The sequence below is a fragment of the Streptomyces sp. NPDC057854 genome, from assembly GCF_042797055.1.
Taxonomy (GTDB): domain Bacteria; phylum Actinomycetota; class Actinomycetes; order Streptomycetales; family Streptomycetaceae; genus Streptomyces.
Window position 1 is genome coordinate 251385 of sequence record NZ_JBHVMF010000009.1, and the last position, 22667, is coordinate 274051.

The following is a 22667-nucleotide window of genomic DNA, read 5'->3' on the forward strand; positions in this document are numbered from 1 at the left end:
TCACCGCCCGCGAAGTCGTCCGGCACGAGGTCGAGCAGGGCCGCGACGTCGGGATGCGCGCTCATGCCGAAGAACCCCCGGGAGGCCGGTGACGGAATCCCGGACACCCTAGACGATCATTCCCCGGCACGGCCCGCCGGACTGCGGGGGGGGGAACTCTCAGGCTCCGGGGTCGACTTCGGGATGCGTGAACCGCACGGGCTTGCCCAGGGTCCGGGCGTAGGCGATCTCGGCGCGGGTGCTGTCCCCGATGTGGTCGCCGACCACGAGCACGTCGTCGGCGAGCCGGATCTTCGCGCGGTGCAGATGGTCCAGCCGGACCTTCAGCGCCTCGGCCTCGACGGGGTCGGACCAGAGGGCGTGGGGTGATTGCAGGTCGCAGCCGGGTTTGACGACGATCTTCCCGGCCATGGTCTCCCGCAGATCGGCCTCGGCCATCTCGGCCATGAAGCGGGTGGAGCCGCAGATCACGACGATGCCGGGCAGGTCCAGCTCCTTCTTCGCGTCGGCGAGCTTGTCGTCGGGCGCGGGCCGCCGGGGGTGGGACACGGCTGTCTCCTGGTGACGTTCCGATGCGGAGGGCTCCTCGGGCACCAGGACTCCTAGCCGAGCCAGACGATGCTGAGGACGGTCAGGTGGTGCAGGGGCCTGTTCACCCAATACGTGAGGGACAACCGGCCGACGGAGGCGTAGCGGACGTCCTGGCCGTCGGGGTCGTCGGCGTTCCACCGCCGGAAGCCCCAGGGGTTCGCCGCGGCGGCGTCGAGGACGTCCCAGACGGTGTCCTCGACGCGCGGGGGCAGGGTGTCCAGGACCTTGGCCGCCGTCGTGGAGAGCCGGACCGCGTACGGGGCGGTGCCGGTCACCGGCGCCTGCCCCGCAGTTCCGCCATGTCGATGGCGTCGCTGTCGTCGTAGCCGGAGGTGACGAACGCGTCGACGGCCGACGCGTGGGCGAGCCGGCCCTGCCAGTCCCGTACGACCTCGTACAGCCCGGCGAGGGAGAACGACCGGCGGGACTCCTCCAGCGCGGCCGTCCAGTCGCGTTCGAAGGCCACCACCCAGCGGTCCGCTCGGTCGCTCGAGCGGAGCCGGGCGAGGAGTTCGGCCGGCGCACCGGGCGCGGGTGCCTGGGGAGGGATCGGGGCGGGGTGGTCGGGCTCCGCGCTCATCGGCACCTCCAGCGGGGACGTGGTCTCGCCACTGTACGCGCGGGCCCGCCCCGACTTCCCGCGAACGCGCGGGGATTCACCGTCCCGCCGGCTCCCCTCCCCCGGGTCTCGGGGTGGCGCGCGCCGTCCTCCGTTCGGCAGGATCTCCGGTCATGGGGATGCGGCGAGTGGTGCGGCGCCGTCTGCTGTGGTCGGGGGCGGGCGCGATCGCGGTGTGGCTGCTGGTGCTGGGGTTCCGGGGCGGGTGGGACGTCGCGGATCCCGTCGCCAGTGTCGTGGGGGCGCTGGCCGCTGTCACGGGGCTCGTGTACGCGCTGGACGCGGAGCAGCTCGCCGAGCGGCTGGCGGGCGAGGTGGTGCGGCTGGAGCAGGACGAGTACGTGCGCTGGCTGGACGGACGGGCCGGGGCGCGCATCGACCTCGCGTACTCCGTGCGGGTCCACGGCCAGGTCGAGGGGGCTCCGGCGGAGGGCCGGCTGAGCGAACTGGCCGCGATGCACGCGCGGTTGTCGCCGCCGCGGCTGGTGATCACCGGCGCGGGCGCGACGGACGACGCGGGGACCGGGAAGTCCCTGGCGGCGCTGGCGATGGTGCTCGACCTCGCGCGGGACCGGCAGTCCGGGCAGCCCGTGCCCCTGCGGCTGGCGGCGACCTCGTGGACGGGCCAGGACCTGGAGGACTGGCTGGCCGGGCACGTGGCGACCGTGTTCGGCGTGGGCCGCGGCCCGGCGCGACAGCTGGTGGAGGCGCGCCTCGTGCTGCCCGTCGTGGACGGCCTCGACGAACTGGATCCGCCGGGCACCGCGGCGTACTCCAGCCGGGCGGCCGGTCTGCTGCGCCTGCTCGACGACTGGCGGCACGGGACGCAGCCGGCCGGCGTCGTGGTCACCTGCCGGCGCGGCGTCTACGACCGTCTCGTCGAAGTGGAGGCGCATCTGCGGGCCGCGGCGGTGGTGCGGCTGGCGCCGGTCGGCGTCGAGCAGAGCGGCGCGTTCCTGCGGGCGAGCGTCGCCGACACGGAGGCGGGGCTGAGGCGCTGGCGGCCGGTCCTCGACGCGCTGGCCGGCTCCGCGCAGGGCCCTGGGGCGGAGGCGCGGCGCCGGTTACGGGAGGTGCTGGGCACTCCCTGGCGGCTGTCGCTGGTGACGGCCGTCTACCAGGAGCGGACCGCGGACGGCGGCTATCGCCGTGACCCCGCCGACCTCCTCCCGCTCGCCGCCGCGGGCACCCTCCACCGGCACCTGCTCGACCTGTTCGTCCCGGCGGCGCTGGCGGCGCGGGGTGACGGGTCGGTCGCCCCCGACGGTCCGGCCCGGAGCCGGCTGGCGGCGCTCGCCTCGTACCTGGACGCCAACCGGGAGGGGCGGCGGGCGGAGGGCCGCACGCTCTCGTCGACGGACCTCGTCCTGCCCGACTTGTGGCCCATGGTGGGGGCGCGGCGCACCAAGCGCGCCATCCGGTGGGCCTGTCTCGGCTGGGCCGCCACCGCCACCCTCGCGGTGGTCGTGGGGGCGGCGCTGACCTCGTGGGACCTCCTGGCCTTCGCCTTCTTTCCGCTGTTCGGGCTGATGTTCGCGTTCGAGCCGGATCTGTGGGAGGGCGAGGAGCGGTTCGTGCTCCGGCCGCGCCGCCTGGTGCTGGGGGGCGTGCTGGGTGCCGGCCCGTTCGTCCTGCTCGGGCTGCTCCTGCCCACGTCGGACGGGCCGGCCGGGTGGATGGCGGGCGCGGTGGCGTTCGGGCTGCTGGCCGGCAGCGTGACGGGCACGGCCATCGCGCCCGACGAGCGCCGCGACGGGCCGCGTTCCGTGGTCCGCGCCGACGCCGTGACCTGGGTGCTGTTCCTCGGCGTGCTGGCGGCCTTCTTCGGTCTGCTGGGCTACACGGGGGCCGGCCCGCGCGGCCTCCTGATGGCGCTCGGGGTGCTCCTGGCCTTCGGCCCGATCGTGTTCCAGACGCTGTCGTTCCGGTACGTGGTGTTCCTCGTCCTGGCGCGCGGGGTGCTGCCGTGGCGGCTCGGCCGCTTCCTGCACGCGTGCCACCGGGCGGGGATCCTGCGCACGGCGGGAGCGGCCTACCAGTTCCGGCACCAGGAGCTCCAGGACCACCTGGCGGGTCGGCCCATCGGGTGACCTCCGCCGCCGGCCGCGCATGCCCGCCGGAGGGGTGGGCAGGCGACCGGGGAGAGGGAGTCGGTGGTGGCAGGGCCGGGGCCGCCGGCCTGGTGGTGCGCCCCGCCGGCCCCGGGAGGCGATCATGGGATTTCCGCTGCCCGACACCGTCGAGGAGCTGAAGGCTCTCCTCACGGAGGAGGTGGCCGGCCTGCGGTCGGCGGTCCGCCGTGCCGCCGACCGGCCCGCCGCCCCCGTGCCAGGCGAGGAGGTGACGGCGTCGGTCCGATCACTTTCGACGGAGCCGAGCCTGCCGGTGCGGGGGGATTCCGGCGCCGGCTGCCTGTGCAGCACGCACGAACCGGGCGCGAGCGGTACGTGCGCGATCCTCGACGCGATCCCGGCCTCCGCCGTGCTGCTGGAGGCGATCCGGGACGCGACCGGGGCGGTGCGCGACTTCCGTATCGTCGCCGGCAACCGGATCCGGTCGGCCGAGTGGCTGGAGGCGCCGGACCGGCAGGTCGGGCAGCGGTTCCTGGAGGCCCGGCCGGGCGCGGCGGCGAGCGGGCTGCTGGCGGGGCTCGCGGACGTGGTCGCGGGCGGCAAGCCGCTGGAGGGGCGGGTCGTCGACTACACGGAGCAGCGTCTGGGACGGCTGCACCGCGCCCCGCTGCTGTACTCGGCGGCGCGCTGCGGCGAGCAGGTCCTGGCGACCTGGCGGCCGGTGCAGAGCCAGACGGAGCTGCTGACGATCGACGCGCAGTACCTGGCGTCGCTCGGCTGGGGGAACTGGGACCTGCTGTCGGGGAAGGTGACCTGGTCGGAGGGGCTGAGCCGGATCTTCCACGCGGAGATCCGGATGCCGTGGACGCTGGAGCAGCTGTGTGACGCGCTGCTCCCGGACGATCTCACCGCGTTCGCGGAGTTCCTGACCTCGGTGCTCGCCGGGGAGGAGCCCGCCTGGACGCGGATCCGGTTCCTCGTGCTCGGCGAGGTCCGCACGCTCGACCTGCTGGGGCGGCCGGTCGCCGGGACCGACGGCCGGCCGTGGGCCGTGAACCTCGTGGCCCGCGACCTCACCCCGCAGATCCGCAGCCGCCGCAGGCTCGCCGACACGGAGCGCGAGTCGGACCGGCTGCGGCGCCAGGCGCAGGCCGAGCGGCGGGTGGCCGACGCCCTGCGGGAGGCGCTGCTGCCGACGCACTCGGAGGCGCTGGCGGCGGTCGGTCTGACCGTGGCGGCCTCGTACGCGCCCGCCGAACCGGACGCGGCCGTCGGCGGCGACTGGTACAAGTGCCGGCTCCTGCCCGACGGGCGGGTCCTCATCGCCATCGGCGACGCCGCCGGCCACGGTCTGGAGGCGGTCGCCCGCATGGCGCAGCAGCGCCACGCCCTGGCGGGCCTCGCCCAGACGGGGGCGGCGGCGGGCGAGATCACGACCTGGCTCAACGAGCTGGTGTGCAGCGACCCGGCGGAGCAGACCGCCACCATGGTGACCGGCCACATCGACGCCGACCACCAACTGCACTGGGCCGACGCCGGGCACCCGGCGCCGCTGCTCCTCCGCGACGGCCGGGCCCAGCCCCTCCGCACGGACGACCGCGGCCCGCTGCTCGGCGCCCTGCCGGGGTACTCGTACCAGACGACCACGACGCGGCTGCGCCCCGGCGACCTGCTGCTGCTCTACACGGACGGCATCGTGGAGCGCCGGGGCGAGGACGTCACCACGGGCATCGAACGCCTCGCCGACCTCGTGACCCGCATCCCCGACACGGCACCCCGGGCCCTCATCGACGCGATCCTCGCCGACCCGGAGCAGCAGAAGGGCCACGAGGACGACGCCTGCATGCTGGCCATCCGCATCGACTGAAGTCCCGCCGGGGCGGGATCGTGGCGAATCGGCTCCGCGCGGGGCGCACCCCGGATCTCGCCGCAGGTGCCGTCGGTGGCGCCCGGCCTGAGGGCTGAGGCCCGCCCTGAAGTATCAGGCCTGGCACGCATGCGCAGACCCGGCCTGAGGGCTCAGGCCCTGACGCGGGTTCCGGCGTCGAGGTGGGCGGCGATGCGGGCGATGGTCCCGGCGTTGTCCTCGAAGAGGTGGGCCCGCATGCCGGCGGCGTGTGCCGCCTCGACGTTGGGGGCGGCGTCGTCGACGAACAGGCAGTCCTCGGGCCGTACGCCGAGGGCGGCGCAGGCGGTGTCGAAAGCGCGCGGGTCGGGTTTCTCGACGCCGATCTCGTGCGAGTAGACGATCTCCTCGACGAGTTCGTCGAAGCGGTACAGCGCCGTCTCCCGTTCGCGGGCGCCGACGAAGCTGTTGCTGAGGATGCCCAGTCGGCAGCGTCCGCGCAGTCCCCGGACGTAGGCGATCAGTTCCTCGTTCGGGGTGCCGAGGTACTCCTCCCAGAGGTCGGCCATGAACGCGTCGGCGTCGGCGGCGTCGAGGCCCAGGCGTGCGGCCACCTGTTCGCGCACCTCCCGTTCGCCGATGGTGCCGACGCTGCCGGCGCGCCAGACGTCACCCATCCGGGCGTGCACGGTCCCGCGCGGCAACTCCAGCCGCTCCTCCCACCGTTGGACCCACCCCGTGTCCGGGGTGTGCTCCAGCACGCCGCCGATGTCGAGCAGGACGCAGGTGTCGGTCATGGGCATCTCCGTTCGTGACGGCGGGCGTTGTTCCCGCGGGCGACAGGCGGCCGCCGCACCCACTAACGTACCCGCGAGTAGGAAGTGCGGGGCGAGGGGAGCGGGCCATGGACCGGCTGTGGAGCCTGGAGGAGAGCGTGGTGGTCGACGCGCCGCCCGTGGTCGTCTACGGGCTGGTGGCGGACCTGCGCGGCATGGGTCGCTGGAGCCCGGAGTGCCGGGCGGTGTGGGTGCTGCGGCCTCCGGCGCGCGCGGGCTCCCGCTTCGTCGGGTTCAACCGGCGCGGGCCCTTCCTGTGGCCGACCGTCGGGCGGGTGGTCCGGGCCCGGACGGACAGCGAGTTCGTCTTCGACGTCAGCGCGTTCGGGCTGCCGATCGCGCGCTGGGGCTACCGGTTCGAGCCGGAGGGGGCGGGCACGCGGGTCACCGAGTTCTGGCAGGACCTGCGGACCGGCGGGCCGCGCGGCCGGGCCGCCGAACTCCTGGGTACGGTGTTCGCCGGCTCGGGCCCGGCCCGCCGGGTGGCCCTCAACCGCGCCGGCATGCGCACCACGCTGGCGCGGATCGCACGGGCCGCGACGGCCGGCACCTGAGCGCGGCGCCGTCGCTGCGCGCCGGCCCCACCCCCGTGGAGGCCGGCGCGCCGCGACGGTCCTATCCGCGCCCGGGTTCCGCCGGCGGGGTGTCGGCGCAGGTCGGGTCGGCGATCGCGGTCACGGTGTACGGAGGCCGGCCCGGCGGCTCGTCGAGCTGGCTGTTGACGACGTAGAGGCGGCAGCCGTGGCGCGCCAGGGTGGTGGGCAGGTCGAAGGGCTCGTCGGTGACGCGGTGGGTGACCGTGCCCGTGCGCAGCTCCTCGTCGAGCCGGGCGACGTAGACGCCGTGCGGGGCGCCGTAGTTGAGGACGGCGTACAGCGTCCGCCCGTGCAGCACCATGCCGTCGGCACCGAAGGACTGGTCGCCGAGGTCGAGCCGGCTGACCTCCTTGCCGGCGGTGGCGATCCGCCAGACGGCCTCGGTGCCGTTCGACGCCACGAGGAGGGTGCCGCCGGACGCGTCCGCCACGATGCCGTTCAACAGCCAATAGCGGGCCGGGAACTGAGGGAACGCGGCACGGATGTCGAGCCACGGTTCGAGGGGACCGAGCGTGCCGCCCCGGAGCTCCGCCCGGTGGATGACGGGGTTGGCCCAGTCGGTGACGTACACGGCGTCCTTCGTCACGGCCAGGTCGTTGAGGCGGGGCGCGCCGAGCGGCCCGTCCTGGGCCGTGCGGGTGGCGAGGAGGCGGCCGTGGCGGTCGTGGACGGTCAGCGTGGCGCCGCCCACGGACAGGACGCGGCCCCGCCGGTCGGTGTGCACGCCGAGGGTGCTGGGCCGGTCCGCGAGGCCGCGCGCCGGGAACGGCTCCAGCTCCGGGTCTCCGATCCGGCCCCGGTAGAGGGTGCCGAGGCCGTCGGAGGAGACGTACATCGTGCCGTCCGGGGTGACGGTGATCCCCTCGGGCAGCACGCCGGCGTCGCGGGAGACGACGTACGTGCCGGGCAGTTCGCGGGCGGCGGCGGGCGCGGGCGCGCCGGCGAGGGTCGCGAGGAGCAGGCCGGCGGCGAGACACGCGGCGCGGGCGGGGCGCCGGGCGGGAGTACGGGCGGGAAGGGGGACGGGGGTACGGCGCATGGGTACGGCCTCCGGCGGCTGGTCGGCGCTGGGGTGAGGGGCGGTCGACAGGAGGGTGCCGCGCCGTCGTCCGGAGCGCACGGCCTTTCATCCCTGGGCGAAAGGGTCCGCCGGGCGGATAATCGGGCCGCATGATCCGTCTTCACTTCACGGCCGCCGATCTGTGCCGGATCACGCTCGCTCCCGCCGCCAACGCGCTGGCGGAGACGGCGCTGAGCGTGCGGGTGACGCGCCGGCCGGGCCCGGGGCCGGGGGCCCCGGGGCGGGGTGCCGGGGAGCTGTACCGTCCGCGGGCCGCCGCCCGGGAGTGGCACCGCGCGCTGCCGGGCGGCGCGGCGGCCCGGGCGGGCGTGCTCGCCGAACTGGCGACGGAGGACGGCTTCGTCCCGGACTTCCTGCTGCAGCCGGCCGCGCCCGGTTTCGCCGACGGCCTCGCGGCGGCCGTGGCGACGCCGGCGGACCGGCTGGCGGTGGACCTCGGCATCCCCGAGGTGTCCGGCTGGAACGGCGGCCTGGCCCGCCCGGGCCGGTGGGCGCACGAGCTGGCCCAGGGGTCGCCGGCCGCGGCCCGGGCCCTGCGGGACGACGTCCGCCGCTACTTCGAGACGACCGTGGAACCGCTGTGGCCGCGGATCCGGCGCGATGTCCTCGCCGATCGCGCGCTGCGGTCGGAGATGCTGCTGCGGGGCGGTGTCGACGCGCTGCTGACGACGCTCGGTACGACGTGGCGGTGGCAGGCGCCCACGCTGCACCTGCCGTCGGCGTCGACGTACGACATCCCGCTGTGCGGGCGGGGGTTGCTGCTGGTCCCCTCGTGGTTCGCGGCCGGCCCGCTGGTGATGTACCGGCCGGAGGCGGCGACCGTGCTGGTCTACCCGTTGTACGACTCCGGGGACGCGGCCCCCGCCCCCGGCGAGCGGCCGGAAGCGCTCGCGGCGCTCCTCGGCCGCACCCGGGCCCGCGTCCTCGCCCTGCTGCGCTCCCCCGCCACCACGACGGCGCTCGCCGAACGCGCCTCGGTGTCCCTGGCGGCGGCCAGCCAGCACGCGGCGGTGCTGCGGGGCGCGGGCCTGGTCGAGACGGTGCGGACGGGGACGGCGGTACTGCACAGCCTCACCCCGCTCGGGCACGCGCTGCTGGCGGGGACGGCCGCCTGAGGCTCAGGCGAGGGTCACGCGAGGGCGGTGACGAGGAGGGTGAACGCCGCGACGATGACGGCGACGCGGACGTAGTGGAGGCGGTCCCAGCGGTTGCCCTGCTCCTGCCAGTCCTCGGGCCGGTTCTCGGGCGTCCACGTCTTGCTGCGGTTGTTGATCGGGACGAGCAGCAGCAGCGACATGACGACGCTGAGGACCAGCAGACCGACGGCGGTGACGACGAGGCCGGTCCCGGGGTCGTTCCGGCCGGCGACGGCCCAGACGGCCGCCAGGACGACGGAGCCGATGTACCAGAAGGGCATCAGCGCGCCGAGCATCCGTCCGCCGTGGGCGCGGCCGAGGACGCGGCTGTCCTCGGGGAGCCCGTCGAGGATCGGGTTGAACACGAAGGCGACGGCGAACTCGACCCCCACCATCAGACCGACGACGACGGTGGTGACGACCTCAAGAGTAGTGAGCATGACGATCCCTCCCAGGCAGATCTAGCGGCGCTAGCTGGCGAATCAACGCTAGTACGGCCATCGCTCGGATGTCTAGCGGTGCTAGCATCGCGGTATGTCGGTACAGGAACGCAAGCAGCGCGAACGGGCGGAACGCGAGCGCCTCATCGTGTCCACGGCCCGTGAACTCGCCGAGCAGCAGGGGTGGGACGCGGTCACGACCCGCCGGCTCGCCGAGCGCATCGAGTACAGCCAGCCCGTCCTCTACAGCCACTTCCGCGGCAAGCGCGAGATCATCGGCGCCGTCGCCCTGGAGGGCGCGACCGAGATGGCCGCGGCGGTGCGGGCGGCGACCGCCGCCGCGGACGGCCCGCGCGAACGGGTCGCGGCCCTCGCCCGCGCCTACCTCGACTTCGCCGTGCGCCATCCGGCGGTGTACGACGCCCTGTTCCAGCTCGACGGCGGCCTCGCGTACGCGCACGAGGACACCCCCGAGCCGCTGAAGGACGCCTTCGCGGCCCTGCGGGAAAGCCTCGGCGAGGTCGCGGGGGACGGCGTCGCCCCGGGACTGTTCACCGAGACGTTCTGGGCGGCCCTGCACGGACTGGCCACCCTGACCCGGTCCCGGCGGCTCCCGCCGGAGGACACCGAGCGCAGGGTGGCGCTGCTGGTGGACCGCCTCGCGATCGTCTGACGACGACCGGCCGCCGCCACTCGCCGGCGGCCGGCGCCGGTCAGTACGGGAGGTGCCCCGTGGCCATCAGCAGAACGACGACACCGACGTTCACGACGGCCGTCGCCACGACCGCCCCGCCGGGCACCTGGACCCGCTCCCCCGGCGGCGAGCCGAGCGCGCCGGCCGTCCGCGCCTGCCGCCAGAGGTACGCGGCGAGCAGCAGGACGGCCGCCGGCAGCAGCACCACGTGCCCGGTGAAGTGCGGGACGGCGCCGCTCACGCCGACGACCCCGGCGGCCCCGAGCAGCACGCCCCACCCGTCGAAACGGAGGCCGGCGCGGCCGGGACGGTCGTACGCCAGGACCGCCACCGCGACCGCGGCGGCCACGGCGAACGGGACGCCGGCGAAGAGGACCGCCCGCCAGCCCGGCACCAGCGGCAACGACCACGCCACCGCCAGGCCGAGCGCCGGCCCGGCGACGCCCGCGACCACGACGTACCGCCCGAACGCCCTGCGGCGCTCCTGCACGCCGGGGAAGGCCGCGGAGACGAGCGCGGGCGCGGCGGACGACACCAGCGCGGCGAAGGCGCCCTGCAGGGCCCGGGCGGCGGTCCAGACGCCGGACGACGGCGCGAGGCCGGCGAGCGGGCCGCCGCCGCGAATCCCACCAGCCCGACGACCAGCATCCGCTTCCGGCCCATCAGGTCGGCGATCCGGGCCCCGCACAGCAGCGCCATGACGAACCCCAGCGCGTAGCCGAGGGGCATCACCTCCAGGTAGACGGTGGACGACACCTTCCAGCCGTCGGACACCCCGAGCTCGTGGGCCGCGCCCGTCCTCGTCATCGCCGCGTGGGAGAACGCCGTGTCGAAGAGCACGACCGCCTGGGCCAGCGCGACCGCCACCAGCCCCCACCGCCGCCGGGCCGGCGGAGCACCCGCCGCCCCTGCCCCGGAACGCGCCGGCGCCATCGGCACATAGGCGGGCGGCGCCGAGGCCACCGCCGCCCTGGCGGCCGGCACCCGCGGGTCCGGCGGCACGGCGCCCCCGCCGCTGCCACGGGTGACGGCCGGGGCGTAGTCGAGCAGCTGGGCGGCGCGGCGCCCGAGCTGGGCGAGTACGGCCCCCGGCAGCCACTCCCCCTCCTGACCGGACGCGGTGCGCGCGGCCACTTCCGGGGCGTGGGCCGCTTGGCCGGGTCCTTGTCGAGGCAGGCGCGGACGAGGTCGACGAGCGTGTCCGGTACGCCGGTCAGGTCCGCCTCCTCCTCGGCGATCCGGAAGAGGTGGGCGTTCAGGCCGGTGTCCGTGGCACCGAAAAGGAGCTGTCCGGTGGCCGCGTACACGAGGAGCGCGCCCAGGCAGAACACGTCGGAGGCGGGGGTGAGTTCGAGACCGCGCACCTGCTCGGGCGACATGAAGCCGGGCGAGCCGATGAGCATGCCGGTGCGGGTGTGCAGGCTGTCCCCGGTCAGGCCGTCCCTCGCCCGGGCGATCCCGAAGTCGATGACGCGCGGGCCGTCGACGGTGACCAGCACGTTGGACGGCTTGAGGTCGCGGTGGATCAGCCCCGCCTCGTGCACGGCCTGGAGGGCGAGGGCAAGGCGGTTGGCGAGCACGCGGACCGAGTGCTCGGGCAGCGGCCCGAAGTTCCGGGCCACGACGGAGGTGAGGTCCGGCCCCGGGATGTACTGGGTCGCCACCCAGGGCACGGCGGCGTCGGTGTCGGCGTCCAGCACGTCGGCGGTCCACGCCCCGCCCACCCGCCGCGCCGCCGCCACCTCACGAGCGAACCGCCGCCGGAACTCGTCGTGTTGGGCGTACTCGGCCTGCACCACCTTCACGGCGACGGTACGCCCGAGATCGGAGCGCCCCAGATAGACGAGGCCCATGCCGCCGGCCCCCAGCCGAGCGATCAGACGGTACGGACCGATGTACGCGGGGTCCTCCCCGGTCAACTGCTCCACGACGACCTTCAGCCCTCCCGCCGCAGGACACCCGGACCCTCGCCCAAGGCGAGCGCGCCGGACACGACGAGGAACGAGAAAGCTGACCGAAGCACATCACGGCCCATGAACGGCGACCCCCCTGAACGCATACAGAGACCAGAATCTGGAACACCATTCCAGAACGCCCGCCGCAACACCAACTCACCTCCACTCCAGGCGATTTCCCGCCCCAGACTCTCCCCCTCCTGGGCACCACCCGCTCCACCGGGACAACCCGGGCAGCGACCGCGCCAGGACGGGCGCCAGGACACTCCCGACTCCGCCCCCGGCCGGCCGTCACGGCCCGCCCCACCTCACCCGGCGAGAGCCCTTTCCGCTCACGAGTCCCTACGAGTGGGAGGAGGACGGCGAGGAGCTGTCGGAGCAGGAGTACGAGGCCCGCTGGGAAGCCGCGGTGACCCACGGCTCGCTCCTGCTCGGCACCGACGGCTGCGGCATGGACTGGCACCTGATCGTCACCGGTCCGCAGCGCGGCCACGTCTGGCTGATCGACGAGATCGGCGCGATCCCCTTCGGCACCTCCCTGATGCCGGGCACACCCGGATTCACCAGATGGGCGGCCCACTGGCGCCGGGGCCACTCCTGGTTCGCCGACACCCCGGCAGGCAACCAGCAAGAAGCGCCCTAGTGGCGCTGCCGCAGGCCGATGGCCGCGGCCACGGGCATGTCGCAGTCGACGGTCTCGCGGATCTGGTGGGCGTCAGCCCTGGCACCGCACCGGAGAGGCGTTCGGTCTGTGCGTGGACGAGAAGTTGCCGATCCAGGCCCTGAACCAGTCCGACTCAGGTCACCAGAGCTCCGCCCGCGACCCGCCGGACAGGATCTACCACTTGACCTGATGAAAGGCCATCGTGCCGAAGGTCGCGATGTCCATCGCGTAGCTCCACAACGCGTAGACCTGCTGATCGGCACGGCGATACGTCTTGCCGAAACCGTTGTCGAGAATCTCGGTCCAGCCGTCGCCCTGTCCGTAGTGCGCGAACAGTCGCTCATTGCGCCGCGCCGCGTCCTCTCCGGACTCGGCCGGGGTCTGGTAGATCACCTCATGCAGCCGACCGCGCCAAAGAGTGAGAAGGAGCCGGCCGCCGTCGACCACGTATGCGTCCACTACCGCGTCGGGAGCGTTCCGGTGAGGGAGTGACGACTCCAGTTCGCCAGGGACCCGTACTTCGTCAGCAGCGCACAGCAACTCCAGCAGCGGCAGGTCATCGATGAAGGGGCCCATGATCGGCAATCCTAATGATCCAGTGGCCCTCGGCTCACTCCAGCACGATCCGCGACCACTGAGCCCGGGCCTGGGCGGGTGCGGCGGCGTAACCAGCCCTCCCACACCGCCCGCTGGGCATCTGTGACCGACAACCGCGGAGCCTTCGGAACCGGACGACTGACCCCCGACTAACGACGAATCTCCGACTCACGCCCCTGGTCGTCATCGGCGCGGCCTGCGCCCTCGTAGGCGGCCTCGTTCGGCGCGTACGAGGAGGCGAAGGTGAAGGCGCGCGGGGACGGGCCGTTCGCGCGCAGGTCCGCCAGCCGCTCCAGGGCCTCGTCGATGGTCGGGACGTGGCCGGCGGGGATCCACCAGAGCACGAGATGCGCCTCGACGTGCCGCGCGAACCAGTCGCGGCGCTGCCGCATCACCTCCAGGTGCCCGCTGCGGTAGGTGAAGTCCCACAACGCCTCCTGGGACTCCCACACGGTGAGGTTGACGATGACGTCCTCCCCGGCCGGGCGCAGCCCGGTGGCGTCGGCCGTCCCCTCCTCCACGAGCCGCCACACGAAGCCGGGCGCGCGGTCGGCGGCGGCGTTGACCGGGTCGAGCATCTCGACGAAGGGCGCGATGCGCGGGTCGTCGATGGGGTGGAGGAGCGTGGCGACGTTGAGCTGGGCGAGATGGACGGCGGGCGCGCCGGGCACGGAGGAGGTCATGGCCTCATCCCAGCACGGCCCGCTTTTCTATGTCAATGCTCATTGTTTTTAGAACCCACTCGGAGGCCCTCGGGAGCCGGCTCCGCCGCTTCGATCACCACGCAACACTCCCCCGGCCGGGCGTCCATGCGGGCCCGGACCGGACCACCGGCACCGATCAGCCCCTCCAGCAGGGCGAGGTTCATGCCGCACACGAGGGGCGGAAAACGTTCGGCGACGGCATGGAACGGGCAGTTGCGCATCCGCACGACGGCCGCCGCCTCACCCTCCCCGGCCACCCCCCCGTCGGCGGCGGGTTCGGCGAGGTGCGGCTCGTAACCCCGCTCGGCCAGTACCTTCATGGCCTCCGCGAGGCTGGCGCACGGCGCGTCCGAGCCGCGCAGAGCCTCGCCGCGCCGGCGGGCGGCCGCGTTGAGCCCGGCATCCAGGCCGGCCTGCTCGGCGGCCTCGGCGAGCAGTTCCGCGGCGGTGCGGTAGTCGCGCCCGGGCAGCGACACCGACCGCTCACCCTGGGCCCGCGTATACACCTTGGCAGGCCGCCCCGCCCCCGGCCCCGAGCGCCCGGTCAGCCGCCGGCTGCCGCTCTCCAGCAGCCCTGCCTCGACCAGCCGGTCCAGGTGGTGCGCGGCGAGCGTCCGCGCCACCCCCGCCCCCTCGGCGGCCTCATTACGGCCCACCTCACGGCCCTGCGCGACCACGTACTCGTAAAGGCGGCGGCGCACCGGGTCCTGCAGCACAGCGATCGCATCGATGTCCTTCATCAGGACATTCTATTGACAATCCGGATAGCACATAGAAGCCGCCCGCCTCCCCGACGCCGTGGACGCGCAACCGCTACACGACGGGCGGCACGGCAGCCCCGGCGTCGTACTCCGCCACCGCCCACGGCAGCACCGCGCACGCCAGCAGGAACCGGGGGTCGTACCGGCGCAGGTCCCAGCCGTCCACGGCGAACCGGAAGCCCCGGTACTGCTCCGCGTACCGCTCCTCGAAGCGTCCGACGGCCTCGCGCAGCCCCTTCTCCGTCCCGAGGTCCACACCGTCTCGCCCCCCGAAGAAGAACGCCTCGGCGTCCTCGGCCAGCCCCTCGTACCGCGCCGCGGCTCCGGCGACGGCCTCCCGCACGTACGCGGACGCGCGCTCCTCGCCGTAACCCACCACCGCCTCTGCGACGTTGGCGTCCAGCATCGCCGCCGCGTCCGCCGGGTCGACGCCGTCCTCCGCCACGGCGGGTCCCGGGAAGCGATCGAACATGTCCTCGGTACCGCTGAAGGCCCACACGCCCCACTCGCCCCGCAGGACCAGCACGTGCGGCCAGGTCACGAGCTCGCACTCCCTCCAGGAAGCCCTGGGAAGCTCGTACCGCGCGTGCCGATAGACCCCGTCCCGCCTCAGAACGGACACCGTCGCGCCGCCCGCCTCCTCGGCGAACTGCGCCCGGATCTCCGCCACTTGCCGCCGCGTCTCCTCGTTCGCGTCGATCGTGCCCACCTCTGTGCTCCTCTCGTCCGCCCCCGGCACCGCCAGGGCACCGTGGGGTCAACGAGACGACCGCGCGAAGGGTACGGCGCCCCACCAGGTTGACGCGTTTCCCCCGGCCCCGAACCCGCACCCGCACCCGCACCCGGCCCACACCGAACCCACCGCACCGGGCGCAAGTAGCCTGCCACCACGTGCAGCAGAGCTCCCCTGCGGGCCGAGCCCGTCCCGGGAGGCCGCCCGCTGGGCGAGGAGACGTCGCTGGCGGTCAAGCACGGCGCCCAGGACGCCGAAGACCGCGTCGCGGCGTACTGCGGCTCCCTCGGCTTCGAAACGCTGGTCGGCTACTGAAACCGGCCACGCCCGACCGGCCCCGGACCAGGCGGACCGGGCGGGCCCGGCGGCCGAGGAGGGACGGGATGGGTCGGAGGCGCCGGCCGGGGCTCCGACGGGTCGGTCGGGTCGCCGGGGCCGGGCGGGTCATCCGGCCGCGGCGGGACCGGGCGGGTCGGCGGCCCGGTGCCGGAACCGTTCCCCGGATCACGTTCCATGACGTCACACTCCCGTCACGTCGTCAGCTTCTCGGTCACGACGGCGTCAGCTTCTCCGTCAGGCCATCATCAGCGCCTCCGTCACGCCATCGTCAGCGTCTCCGTCACGACGCCATCAGCGTCTCCAGCCGCCCGCGGGCGGCTTTCAGCGAGCGTCCGCGCGTCAGCTCCCCCTTCCAGGGATCGTCGCCCTCCAGGCGTTCGCCGAGGGTGGTCACCGTCCAGCGCCGCGGCGTCAGGTCAGGATCGTCGAGTTCGGCCCAGCTCAGCGGGGTGGCGACGGGGGCGCCGGGGCGGGCGCGGACGGCGTACGGGGTGACGGCGGTCTGGCCGTAGCCGTTGCGCTGGACGTCGAGGTAGAGCCGGCCCTTCCGGGCCTGTTTGCGCGCCGCGGTGGTGAGCTGGTCCGGGTGCCGGGCCGCGAGCACGTCGGCCACGTCGCGGGCGAACGCCCGTACCTCGTCGAAGCCGGCACGCCGGTCCAGCGGGACGACGACGTGCAGCCCGCGCGAACCCGTGGTCATCAGCGCCGCCGGCAGCCCGAGTTCGTCCAGCAGACCGCGCAGCAGCCCGGCGGTCCGCCTGACGAGTGCGAAGTCGTCACCCGCGGGATCGAGATCGAAGACCAGCCGGTCGGGGTGGTCGGGCCGGTCCGCCTTGGACAGCCAGCGGTGCGGCGTGACGCACGCCTGGTCGACCAGATACAGCAGCGACGCCAGGTCGTCGCAGACCGGGTACGTGACGGTGCCGCCCTCCTTGGGCAGTTCCACTCGATGGAACCAGGCCGGGAAATGATCGGGCGTGTCCTTCTGCATGAAACGCCCGCCGCCGATGCCGTCGGGATAGCGCTCCAGCATCAGCGGGCGTCCGCGCAGGTGCGGCAGGATGCGCGGGCCGACCCGCCGGTAGTAGTCGGCGAGGTCGGCCTTGGTGATGCCGTCGTCGGGGAAGAGTTCCTTCCCCGCGCGCTTGATCGCGACGGTCCGGCCGCTCGCCCGGAAGTCGGCGGTGCCGCTCCTGGTGCCGGTGGGGCTCATGGGGTGCCTCGCTCGCGGATGACGTCGGTGGGCCGCTTGTCGTCGCGCAGCCCCTTGTAGCGGGGGTGGCGGAGCCGCCCGGCGCCGGTCCACTCGGTGAAGTCGATGTGGACGACGAGCTCGGGGCGCACCCAGTGCACGGCGCGCTCCCGGACGTCGTCGGCGAACGGCGAGTGGTCCTGCTCCAGCCGGTCCAGACGGGCGCGCAGCCGCCGCAGGGTGTCGGTGCCGTAACCGGTGCCGACCTTGCCCGCGTACCGCAGCCGCCCGCCCTCGTAGTGGCCGACGAGCAGCGCGCCGAACCCGACCCGCTCACCGGCCGGTTCGGTGAAGCCGCCGACGACCATCTCCTGGCCGGCGGCGCACTTAAGCTTGAGCCAGTCCGTGGAACGCCGGTGCAGATACGGCCCGTCGGCCCGCTTCGCGATCAGCCCCTCCCAGCCGCGTCCGCACGCGTCGGCCAGCAGGTCCCGGCCGTCACGGCCGACGCGGTGCGGGGTGAAGCGCAGCGGGAGGCGGTAGGCGAACGCGTCGCGGAGCAGGGACTTGCGGGTACGGGCCGGGAGGGCGGCGGTGCTCCGGCCGTCCAGCCGTACGAGGTCGAACAGGTAGTAGCGGACGGCGACCCGGCTGGCCCGCACGTCCTCCGCCCGCGTGAGCTGCATGCGCTGCTGCAGCAGGCCGAAGTCGCTGCGCCCGCCCCTGACGGCGGTGATCTCGCCGTCCACGCAGAAGTCGGGGCACTCCTGCACGGCGAGGGCGTCGACGACCTCCGGGTACGTGCGGTCGAGCGACCTGCCGGTGCGGGAGAGCAGCCGTGGCCGCCCGCCGTCGCGTCGCGTGGCGACGACGCGCACGCCGTCCAGCTTGCGCTCGAACAGCATGGCGTGGTCGAAGGTACGCCGATCACTGAGCACGGCGAGCATCGGCTGCCGCTCGCGCACCCCGTCCTCCGCGACGCGCAGCCGCGCGCGATCGGCCTCCGAAAGCCGCTCCAGCAGACTCACGCGACCTCCGCCTCCCGCTCCCAACCCCTGGCCCCTTCACGGAAGCGCGTGAGCGCCCGGTCCCCGCCCAGCCTGCGCCCCACGAGCCGGAATGAGTCATGACCGGCGTCCAGCGCCTCGGCAAAGGGGACCGCGCGGCCGCCCTCGTCGGCGCTGCGGTTCTCGTACCGCCCCTCGCCCCAGACGATCAGAGGATGGTCCTCGGTGGGCATGGCCAGCCGTCTGTCGTGCCGATCACCGGAAGGCCTCTTGGGCACGGACCACGACCCGAGGACACCGTCCGCCTCCAGCCGAAAGTCGAAGTGCGTCCTGGCGGCGTCATACGCGCCCAGCACCCGCTCCGCTCCGCCCCTGCCCATTCCGCCACCCCTCCTCCCGTCCCCTTCACACGCGACCCCCGTCACCGTCCGCCCCGCGCCTACCCACCGATCCGCCGAGGACACCCGTGTGAGCGCCACCCGAGCCGGGCACCCGCCCGGAGAGAGACCCACAGCGCACAAAGGGGCGGGAAGGGGCACGCCCTCATGACCACATCCACCACCACGTCGAGACTGCTCTCCGAGTACGGCCACACCTACGCCCAGCAGGCCGGCATCACCCTCCGCGACAAGCCCTCCCCGCTGTACCGGCTCCTGGTGCTCACGGTCCTCTGCTCGATCCGGATCAGCGCCGACACGGCCGTCGCCGCCGCCCGCGAACTCTCCCGAGCCGGCCTCCGCACCCCGCGCGCGATGGCGGACTCCCGCTGGCAGGACCGGGTGGACGCCCTGGGCCGCGCCCACTACGTGCGGTACGACGAGAGCACCGCCACGGCCCTCGGCGAGGGCGCGGACCTGGTCCTCGCCCGCTGGCACGGAGACCTCCGGCGCATGGGCGAGGAAGCCCACGGCGACGCGCGCGCCCTGCGGGAACTGGTCCAGGAGGTCCCGCGGATCGGCCCGGTCGGCGCCGACATCTTCTGCCGGGAGGCGCAGGCGGTCTGGCCGTGGCTGCGCCCGTACTTCGACTCCCGGGCCTGCGCGACGGCGGCGGACCTGGGCCTCCCCCACACGCCACGCGGCCTCGGCCGTCTCGTACCACCGGAGGACCACGCACGACTCGCCGCCGCCCTCGTCCGCGTAGCACTCTCCCAGCACGCGGCCCGCGAACTGCAGCCCGCGTAACGCCTCGCCCCCCAGCCCAAGACGTCACCACCGGACGAGCACCGAAGCCTCGGGTGCCCGCCGCCGCCACTCCTCGGTGAGCCGTACGAGACGGGGGCGCGCCGCGATCCCCCGCACGATCGCGATCTTCCCGTGGGCCAGATCGAACGTCACCGACCCGACGACCTGCTCGCCGCGCCCCTCGCCGTCCCGATGACCGCCCCCGCCGCCGGCGCTCTCACCGACGACGAACAGGAAGCCCGGCCCGCCGTTGATCACGGCGTAGTGGAGCGTGGGGGTGCCGCCGGCCAGCCGCCGCTTGGCCGCCGACGGCGTGAGGCCGGCCCGGGCGAGGGTGGCGATCCGCTCCGGGGTGTCGAACCGCAGCAGCTTCGTGGCCAGACCCGCGCCGTCGGAGAGCGCGACCGCGTCGTCGGTGAGCAGCGCCACCAGCCGGTCGGTGCGTCCCGAGGAGGCGGCGGCCAGGAACTCCTCGACGACCTTCCGCGCCGCCGCCGGGTCGATCCCGCCGGCGCCGCGGCGGCGCTCGTCGGCGACCCGCCGCCTGGCCCGGTGGAGGTGCTGCTGGCTGGCGGACTCGGTGACGTCGAGGATCCCGGCGATCTCGGCGTGGCTGTACGCGAAGGCTTCGCGCAGCACGTAGACGGCACGTTCGAGGGGCGAGAGCCGTTCCATGAGCGTGAGCACCGCCAGGGAGACGGACTCGCGCTGGACGAAGGTGTCGGCGGGCCCGAGCAGCGGGTCGCCGTCGAGGAGCGGTTCCGGCATCCAGGCGCCGGTGGTGCGCTCGCGCCGGTGGTGCGCCGAACGGAGCCGGTCCAAGCACAGGTTGGTGACGACCTTCGTCAGCCATGCCTCCGGCACCTGGATCCGCTGCCGGTCGGCGGCCTGCCAGTGCAGGAACGCGTCCTGCACGACGTCCTCGGCATCGGTCGCGGAACCGAGCAGCCGGTAGGCCAGGGAGGCCAGCCGGCCCCGGCTGGCCTCGAACCGGCCGGTGTCGAAACGATCAGCGGCGATGCGGTCCACACGGATCACCCTAGACATCCCGGCCGCTCACGCGGCGGCCTTCCGCTCCACGGACACCGTAAGCTCCCCGACGTACGCGTCCGGCGTGGCCGACACCCGGTGCCGGCGCCGGGGCAAGCCGAACGTCGGGTGCACGCTGGCCCACAGCGACATCCGGACGATGGCGGCCTTGATCAGCGCGGCCTTCCGCCCGCCCAGACAGGCAGGCTTGGCCCGCCCCTGCCGGTCGACCATCTGGATGATCCCGTCCCGCCGGCCGAGGCTGATGTGGTTGGCGACGTACACGAGCTTGGCACGGGCGACCTCGCCTCCGGTCAGCCGCCCCACGATCGCCTGTACGGCCTGCATGCCGGTCGCCCCGGCGGAGGCGCAGGACATCGGCAGCGGCAGGCCGTTGTCGCCGATGGCGTACACGCTGTCGCCGACGGCGTACACGTCCGGGTGGGAGATGGACCGCATGGTGCGGTCGACGACGATCCGCCCGTGCTCGGTGACCTCCAGCCCGGAGGCGGCGGCAAGAGGACTGACGGCGAACCCGGCCGTCCACACGACCGCGTCCGCCGCGAGAACGGTGCCGCCGGCGCACCGCACCTGGTCCGCCTCGACGGCCGTGACCTCGGTGTGCTCGACCACGCCGATACGCAGCCGGTCGCACGCCCGGCGGAGGTGACCGCGCGCCCCGGCGGAGAGCCGGGCACCCAGCTCGCCGCGGGCGATCAGCGTCACCGCGAGAAGGGGCCGTGACTCGGCGATCTCGGTGGCGGTCTCGATGCCGGTCAGCCCGTCCCCGACGACCACCACCTTCCCACCCCCACCGCGCGCTTCGAGCGCCGCCAGCCGCTCGGACAACCGCAGCGCGGACGGCCGCCCACCGACGTCGAAGGCGTACTCGGCGACTCCAGGAACCCCGTGCACGGCACCATGGCTGCCCAGCGCGTACACGAGCGTGTCGTACCCGAGTTCGCCACCCCCGTCGCCATCCGCCACGGCCACGACCCGCCGCTCGGGATCGATCCCGATGACCCGCCCGAGCCGCACCCGCACCGCCGTCCCGGCGAAGACCTCAGCGAGCGACGGAGCGTCGATCTCCTGCCCCGCGGCCACCTGATGCAGTCGCAGCCGCTGAACGAAGTCCGGCTCGGCGTTCACCAACGTCACCTCGACGTCCCGCACGGACAACCGCCGAGCGAGCGCCCCGGCGACGTGGGTACCGGCATATCCGGCCCCGAGAACGAGAATGCGATGCTTCATCACCACTCCCTGCCGACCTGTCGGCCTGTCGATGGACACGCTGTCGACGGACTGAGCGAAACACCCACCCCATCCCTGACAGCCCCCACATGTGACCTCCACCACAATCCGGCCGACCACACCAGCCGCCCCTTATGCCCAGGGACGCGGCGAGCGCACATCGGTTGACGGACGCCAACGGCGTCGTCGACACATGCCTGTCTGCAGCTGCGCAAGCAAGAGGCACGACCAATCCACAACCCTCCACCTGATCGCCGAGGCCGCGATCAGCCGACGCGGTGGCAGCCCCGAGGTGACGGCAGCCACGCTGGGCAGGACCGATCCGGCTTGGGGCAGACGGCTCCGCAGCGGCGGCCTGGACAACGCGGAGCCGGTCGAGGCATGCGGCCGCGACCGCTGGATGGCCTCGCCTGGATCGCAGATCCAGGCGCGAACAGGGCCCGTACACGACACTCTCGTTCTTCCGCACGGCGCCCGGGCAACCCGCCGACGCCGAACAACTGACGCTGCTCTACGGCGCCGCTCCCGCCCAGGTCGCCGGCCGAAAGCACCTGGCTGACAGCGACTTCCACATAGACCATCTACACCTTGGACTACATGCGGAACGGCCGCCGCGTCGACGACGACTGGGGAATCCCGAAACTGATCTGATACGAGCGCGGCCGCGCGCCCTACCTCTGGGGCCTCAAGCTGGACCTCCTCAAGCAGGCACTACGCCGCGCCGAACTCGACCACCCCGAGCGGACCAACACCTACGAGCTCTCCTGCGAGCCGCGTACTGGGCGAAGGCATCCAGACTGCTCGATCAATCCTCCGGCTGAAGCCTTTGCCGAGCGGACTCAAGTCGCTGGTGGTAGTCGGAGGCGAAGATCTCCGGAAGCGCCACGTCAAGCGTGCCGGCGATCCGATGGATCGGAGCCCAGACCGCCGGATCGTCGACGACACGACCAAGGTCCGTCATCTGAAGCTTCTCCAGCCAGTGCGACAGCACCAGCGCCTCATCGCGCGTGAGCTTGATCGTCACCAGTCCCTCACCCATGCACACCCCCACGGCCCTCAACCTCACCGAACATCCGGACACCTCACGCTTCTCACCCGTCAAGCCGTTGGGACAGGCTCGTCGAACACGGCACGACAGTAGAGCCGGTGGCCCACTCATGGGCATTCGGGGCCGGCTTGGTCTTGAGGACCGTCTTGGGGCCCGTCTCGATCCCCGAAACGCAGAAAAGCCCCGCACCAGAAGGCGCGGGGCTTTCCCACAATGATTGTTCGGCGGCGTCCTACTCTCCCACAGGGTCCCCCCTGCAGTACCATCGGCGCTGAAAGGCTTAGCTTCCGGG

Annotated in this window: 25 protein-coding genes; 7 read left to right on the forward strand and 18 right to left on the reverse strand. The window is 73.8% G+C overall.

The annotated features are described in order from the left end of the window. Positions 1-159 precede the first annotated feature (159 nt). From ACFVQZ_RS16065 to ACFVQZ_RS16075, 3 genes are read right to left on the reverse strand one after another with little or no spacing between them, the layout of a single operon-like run. A complete protein-coding gene (locus ACFVQZ_RS16065; protein ID WP_383622909.1) occupies positions 160-549 on the reverse strand; it encodes a hypothetical protein in 390 nt (129 codons plus the stop codon). 53 nt (positions 550-602) lie between these two features. Continuing rightward, positions 603-866: a hypothetical protein gene (locus tag ACFVQZ_RS16070; RefSeq protein ID WP_383622912.1), complete on the reverse strand. Its 264-nt coding sequence runs from the start codon at positions 864-866 to the stop codon at positions 603-605. Further along, a complete protein-coding gene (locus ACFVQZ_RS16075) occupies positions 863-1171 on the reverse strand; it encodes a DUF6247 family protein (RefSeq protein ID WP_383622914.1) in 309 nt (102 codons plus the stop codon). The genes ACFVQZ_RS16070 and ACFVQZ_RS16075 overlap by 4 nt, the downstream gene beginning before the upstream one ends. A gap of 152 nt (positions 1172-1323) precedes the next feature. On the opposite strand from ACFVQZ_RS16075, the gene ACFVQZ_RS16080 reads away from it, so the two are divergent. Both ACFVQZ_RS16080 and ACFVQZ_RS16085 read left to right on the forward strand, forming a co-directional pair. Then, complete coding sequence (locus ACFVQZ_RS16080) at positions 1324-3300, forward strand: hypothetical protein (protein ID WP_383622917.1); 1977 nt, start codon at positions 1324-1326, stop codon at positions 3298-3300. Positions 3301-3424: 124 nt separating this feature from the next. Then, on the forward strand, positions 3425-5149 hold the full coding sequence (locus ACFVQZ_RS16085; RefSeq protein WP_383622920.1) for a PP2C family protein-serine/threonine phosphatase: 1725 nt from the start codon (positions 3425-3427) through the stop codon (positions 5147-5149). A 152-nt stretch (positions 5150-5301) separates the two neighbouring features. Here the strand turns inward: ACFVQZ_RS16085 and ACFVQZ_RS16090 are convergent, their stop codons facing one another. Beyond that, a complete protein-coding gene (locus ACFVQZ_RS16090; protein ID WP_383622923.1) occupies positions 5302-5925 on the reverse strand; it encodes an HAD family hydrolase in 624 nt (207 codons plus the stop codon). 107 nt (positions 5926-6032) lie between these two features. On the opposite strand from ACFVQZ_RS16090, the gene ACFVQZ_RS16095 reads away from it, so the two are divergent. Continuing rightward, complete coding sequence (locus ACFVQZ_RS16095; protein WP_030496076.1) at positions 6033-6518, forward strand: SRPBCC family protein; 486 nt, start codon at positions 6033-6035, stop codon at positions 6516-6518. A 61-nt stretch (positions 6519-6579) separates the two neighbouring features. Here ACFVQZ_RS16095 and ACFVQZ_RS16100 read toward each other — a convergent pair whose 3' ends face one another. Continuing rightward, positions 6580-7680 (reverse strand): hypothetical protein, encoded by a 1101-nt coding sequence (locus tag ACFVQZ_RS16100; RefSeq protein ID WP_383622925.1) that lies wholly within the window; start codon positions 7678-7680, stop codon positions 6580-6582. Positions 7681-7730: 50 nt separating this feature from the next. On the opposite strand from ACFVQZ_RS16100, the gene ACFVQZ_RS16105 reads away from it, so the two are divergent. Beyond that, positions 7731-8756, forward strand: a complete 1026-nt coding sequence (locus ACFVQZ_RS16105) for a winged helix-turn-helix domain-containing protein (protein WP_383622928.1) — start codon at positions 7731-7733, stop codon at positions 8754-8756. Between the two features lie 14 nt (positions 8757-8770). Here ACFVQZ_RS16105 and ACFVQZ_RS16110 read toward each other — a convergent pair whose 3' ends face one another. Continuing rightward, a complete protein-coding gene (locus tag ACFVQZ_RS16110) occupies positions 8771-9217 on the reverse strand; it encodes an anthrone oxygenase family protein (protein ID WP_383622931.1) in 447 nt (148 codons plus the stop codon). A gap of 94 nt (positions 9218-9311) precedes the next feature. Between ACFVQZ_RS16110 and ACFVQZ_RS16115 the strand changes: the two genes are divergently transcribed. Further along, positions 9312-9890 carry a TetR/AcrR family transcriptional regulator gene (locus ACFVQZ_RS16115; protein WP_030496072.1) on the forward strand — a complete coding sequence of 193 codons (579 nt, stop codon included), beginning with the start codon at positions 9312-9314 and terminating at the stop codon, positions 9888-9890. A gap of 40 nt (positions 9891-9930) precedes the next feature. On the opposite strand, the gene ACFVQZ_RS16120 is transcribed toward ACFVQZ_RS16115, so the two are convergent. Together ACFVQZ_RS16120 and ACFVQZ_RS16125 are read right to left on the reverse strand one after the other, a co-directional pair. Next, on the reverse strand, positions 9931-10446 hold the full coding sequence (locus ACFVQZ_RS16120) for a hypothetical protein (RefSeq protein WP_383622935.1): 516 nt from the start codon (positions 10444-10446) through the stop codon (positions 9931-9933). A 268-nt stretch (positions 10447-10714) separates the two neighbouring features. Further along, on the reverse strand, positions 10715-11839 hold the full coding sequence (locus ACFVQZ_RS16125; RefSeq protein ID WP_383622938.1) for a serine/threonine-protein kinase: 1125 nt from the start codon (positions 11837-11839) through the stop codon (positions 10715-10717). A 436-nt stretch (positions 11840-12275) separates the two neighbouring features. On the opposite strand from ACFVQZ_RS16125, the gene ACFVQZ_RS16130 reads away from it, so the two are divergent. Next, positions 12276-12509, forward strand: coding sequence for a hypothetical protein (locus tag ACFVQZ_RS16130; protein ID WP_383622941.1), 234 nt, complete (start codon positions 12276-12278; stop codon positions 12507-12509). 195 nt (positions 12510-12704) lie between these two features. Here the strand turns inward: ACFVQZ_RS16130 and ACFVQZ_RS16135 are convergent, their stop codons facing one another. From ACFVQZ_RS16135 to ACFVQZ_RS16165, 7 genes are all read right to left on the reverse strand, one after another. After that, positions 12705-13106, reverse strand: coding sequence for a hypothetical protein (locus ACFVQZ_RS16135; protein ID WP_030496069.1), 402 nt, complete (start codon positions 13104-13106; stop codon positions 12705-12707). A 170-nt stretch (positions 13107-13276) separates the two neighbouring features. Further along, positions 13277-13810 (reverse strand): DUF3291 domain-containing protein, encoded by a 534-nt coding sequence (locus tag ACFVQZ_RS16140; RefSeq protein ID WP_383622944.1) that lies wholly within the window; start codon positions 13808-13810, stop codon positions 13277-13279. Between the two features lie 32 nt (positions 13811-13842). Next, on the reverse strand, positions 13843-14571 hold the full coding sequence (locus tag ACFVQZ_RS16145; protein WP_383622947.1) for a helix-turn-helix transcriptional regulator: 729 nt from the start codon (positions 14569-14571) through the stop codon (positions 13843-13845). Positions 14572-14644: 73 nt separating this feature from the next. Continuing rightward, a complete protein-coding gene (locus ACFVQZ_RS16150; RefSeq protein WP_383622950.1) occupies positions 14645-15301 on the reverse strand; it encodes a hypothetical protein in 657 nt (218 codons plus the stop codon). A gap of 643 nt (positions 15302-15944) precedes the next feature. After that, entirely contained in the window at positions 15945-16877 is a 933-nt protein-coding gene (ligD, locus tag ACFVQZ_RS16155) for a non-homologous end-joining DNA ligase (protein ID WP_383622953.1), read from the reverse strand. Beyond that, complete coding sequence (gene ligD, locus ACFVQZ_RS16160; RefSeq protein WP_383622956.1) at positions 16874-17884, reverse strand: non-homologous end-joining DNA ligase; 1011 nt, start codon at positions 17882-17884, stop codon at positions 16874-16876. Before ligD (ACFVQZ_RS16160) ends, ligD (ACFVQZ_RS16155) begins: the two co-directional genes overlap by 4 nt. Further along, a complete protein-coding gene (locus tag ACFVQZ_RS16165) occupies positions 17881-18243 on the reverse strand; it encodes a DNA polymerase ligase N-terminal domain-containing protein (protein ID WP_383622959.1) in 363 nt (120 codons plus the stop codon). The genes ligD (ACFVQZ_RS16160) and ACFVQZ_RS16165 overlap by 4 nt, the downstream gene beginning before the upstream one ends. A gap of 165 nt (positions 18244-18408) precedes the next feature. Here ACFVQZ_RS16165 and ACFVQZ_RS16170 point away from each other — a divergent pair, with 165 nt between their 5' ends. Further along, positions 18409-19047, forward strand: a complete 639-nt coding sequence (locus tag ACFVQZ_RS16170; RefSeq protein WP_383622962.1) for an endonuclease — start codon at positions 18409-18411, stop codon at positions 19045-19047. 24 nt (positions 19048-19071) lie between these two features. Here ACFVQZ_RS16170 and ACFVQZ_RS16175 read toward each other — a convergent pair whose 3' ends face one another. The 3 genes from ACFVQZ_RS16175 to ACFVQZ_RS16185 all read right to left on the reverse strand — a co-directional run bounded on the left by ACFVQZ_RS16175 (position 19072) and on the right by ACFVQZ_RS16185 (position 22366). Next, positions 19072-20076 (reverse strand): sigma-70 family RNA polymerase sigma factor, encoded by a 1005-nt coding sequence (locus ACFVQZ_RS16175; protein WP_383622965.1) that lies wholly within the window; start codon positions 20074-20076, stop codon positions 19072-19074. 27 nt (positions 20077-20103) lie between these two features. Continuing rightward, on the reverse strand, positions 20104-21327 hold the full coding sequence (locus ACFVQZ_RS16180; RefSeq protein ID WP_383622968.1) for an NAD(P)/FAD-dependent oxidoreductase: 1224 nt from the start codon (positions 21325-21327) through the stop codon (positions 20104-20106). 805 nt (positions 21328-22132) lie between these two features. Beyond that, positions 22133-22366: a hypothetical protein gene (locus ACFVQZ_RS16185; protein WP_030496060.1), complete on the reverse strand. Its 234-nt coding sequence runs from the start codon at positions 22364-22366 to the stop codon at positions 22133-22135. Positions 22367-22667: the final 301 nt, after the last annotated feature.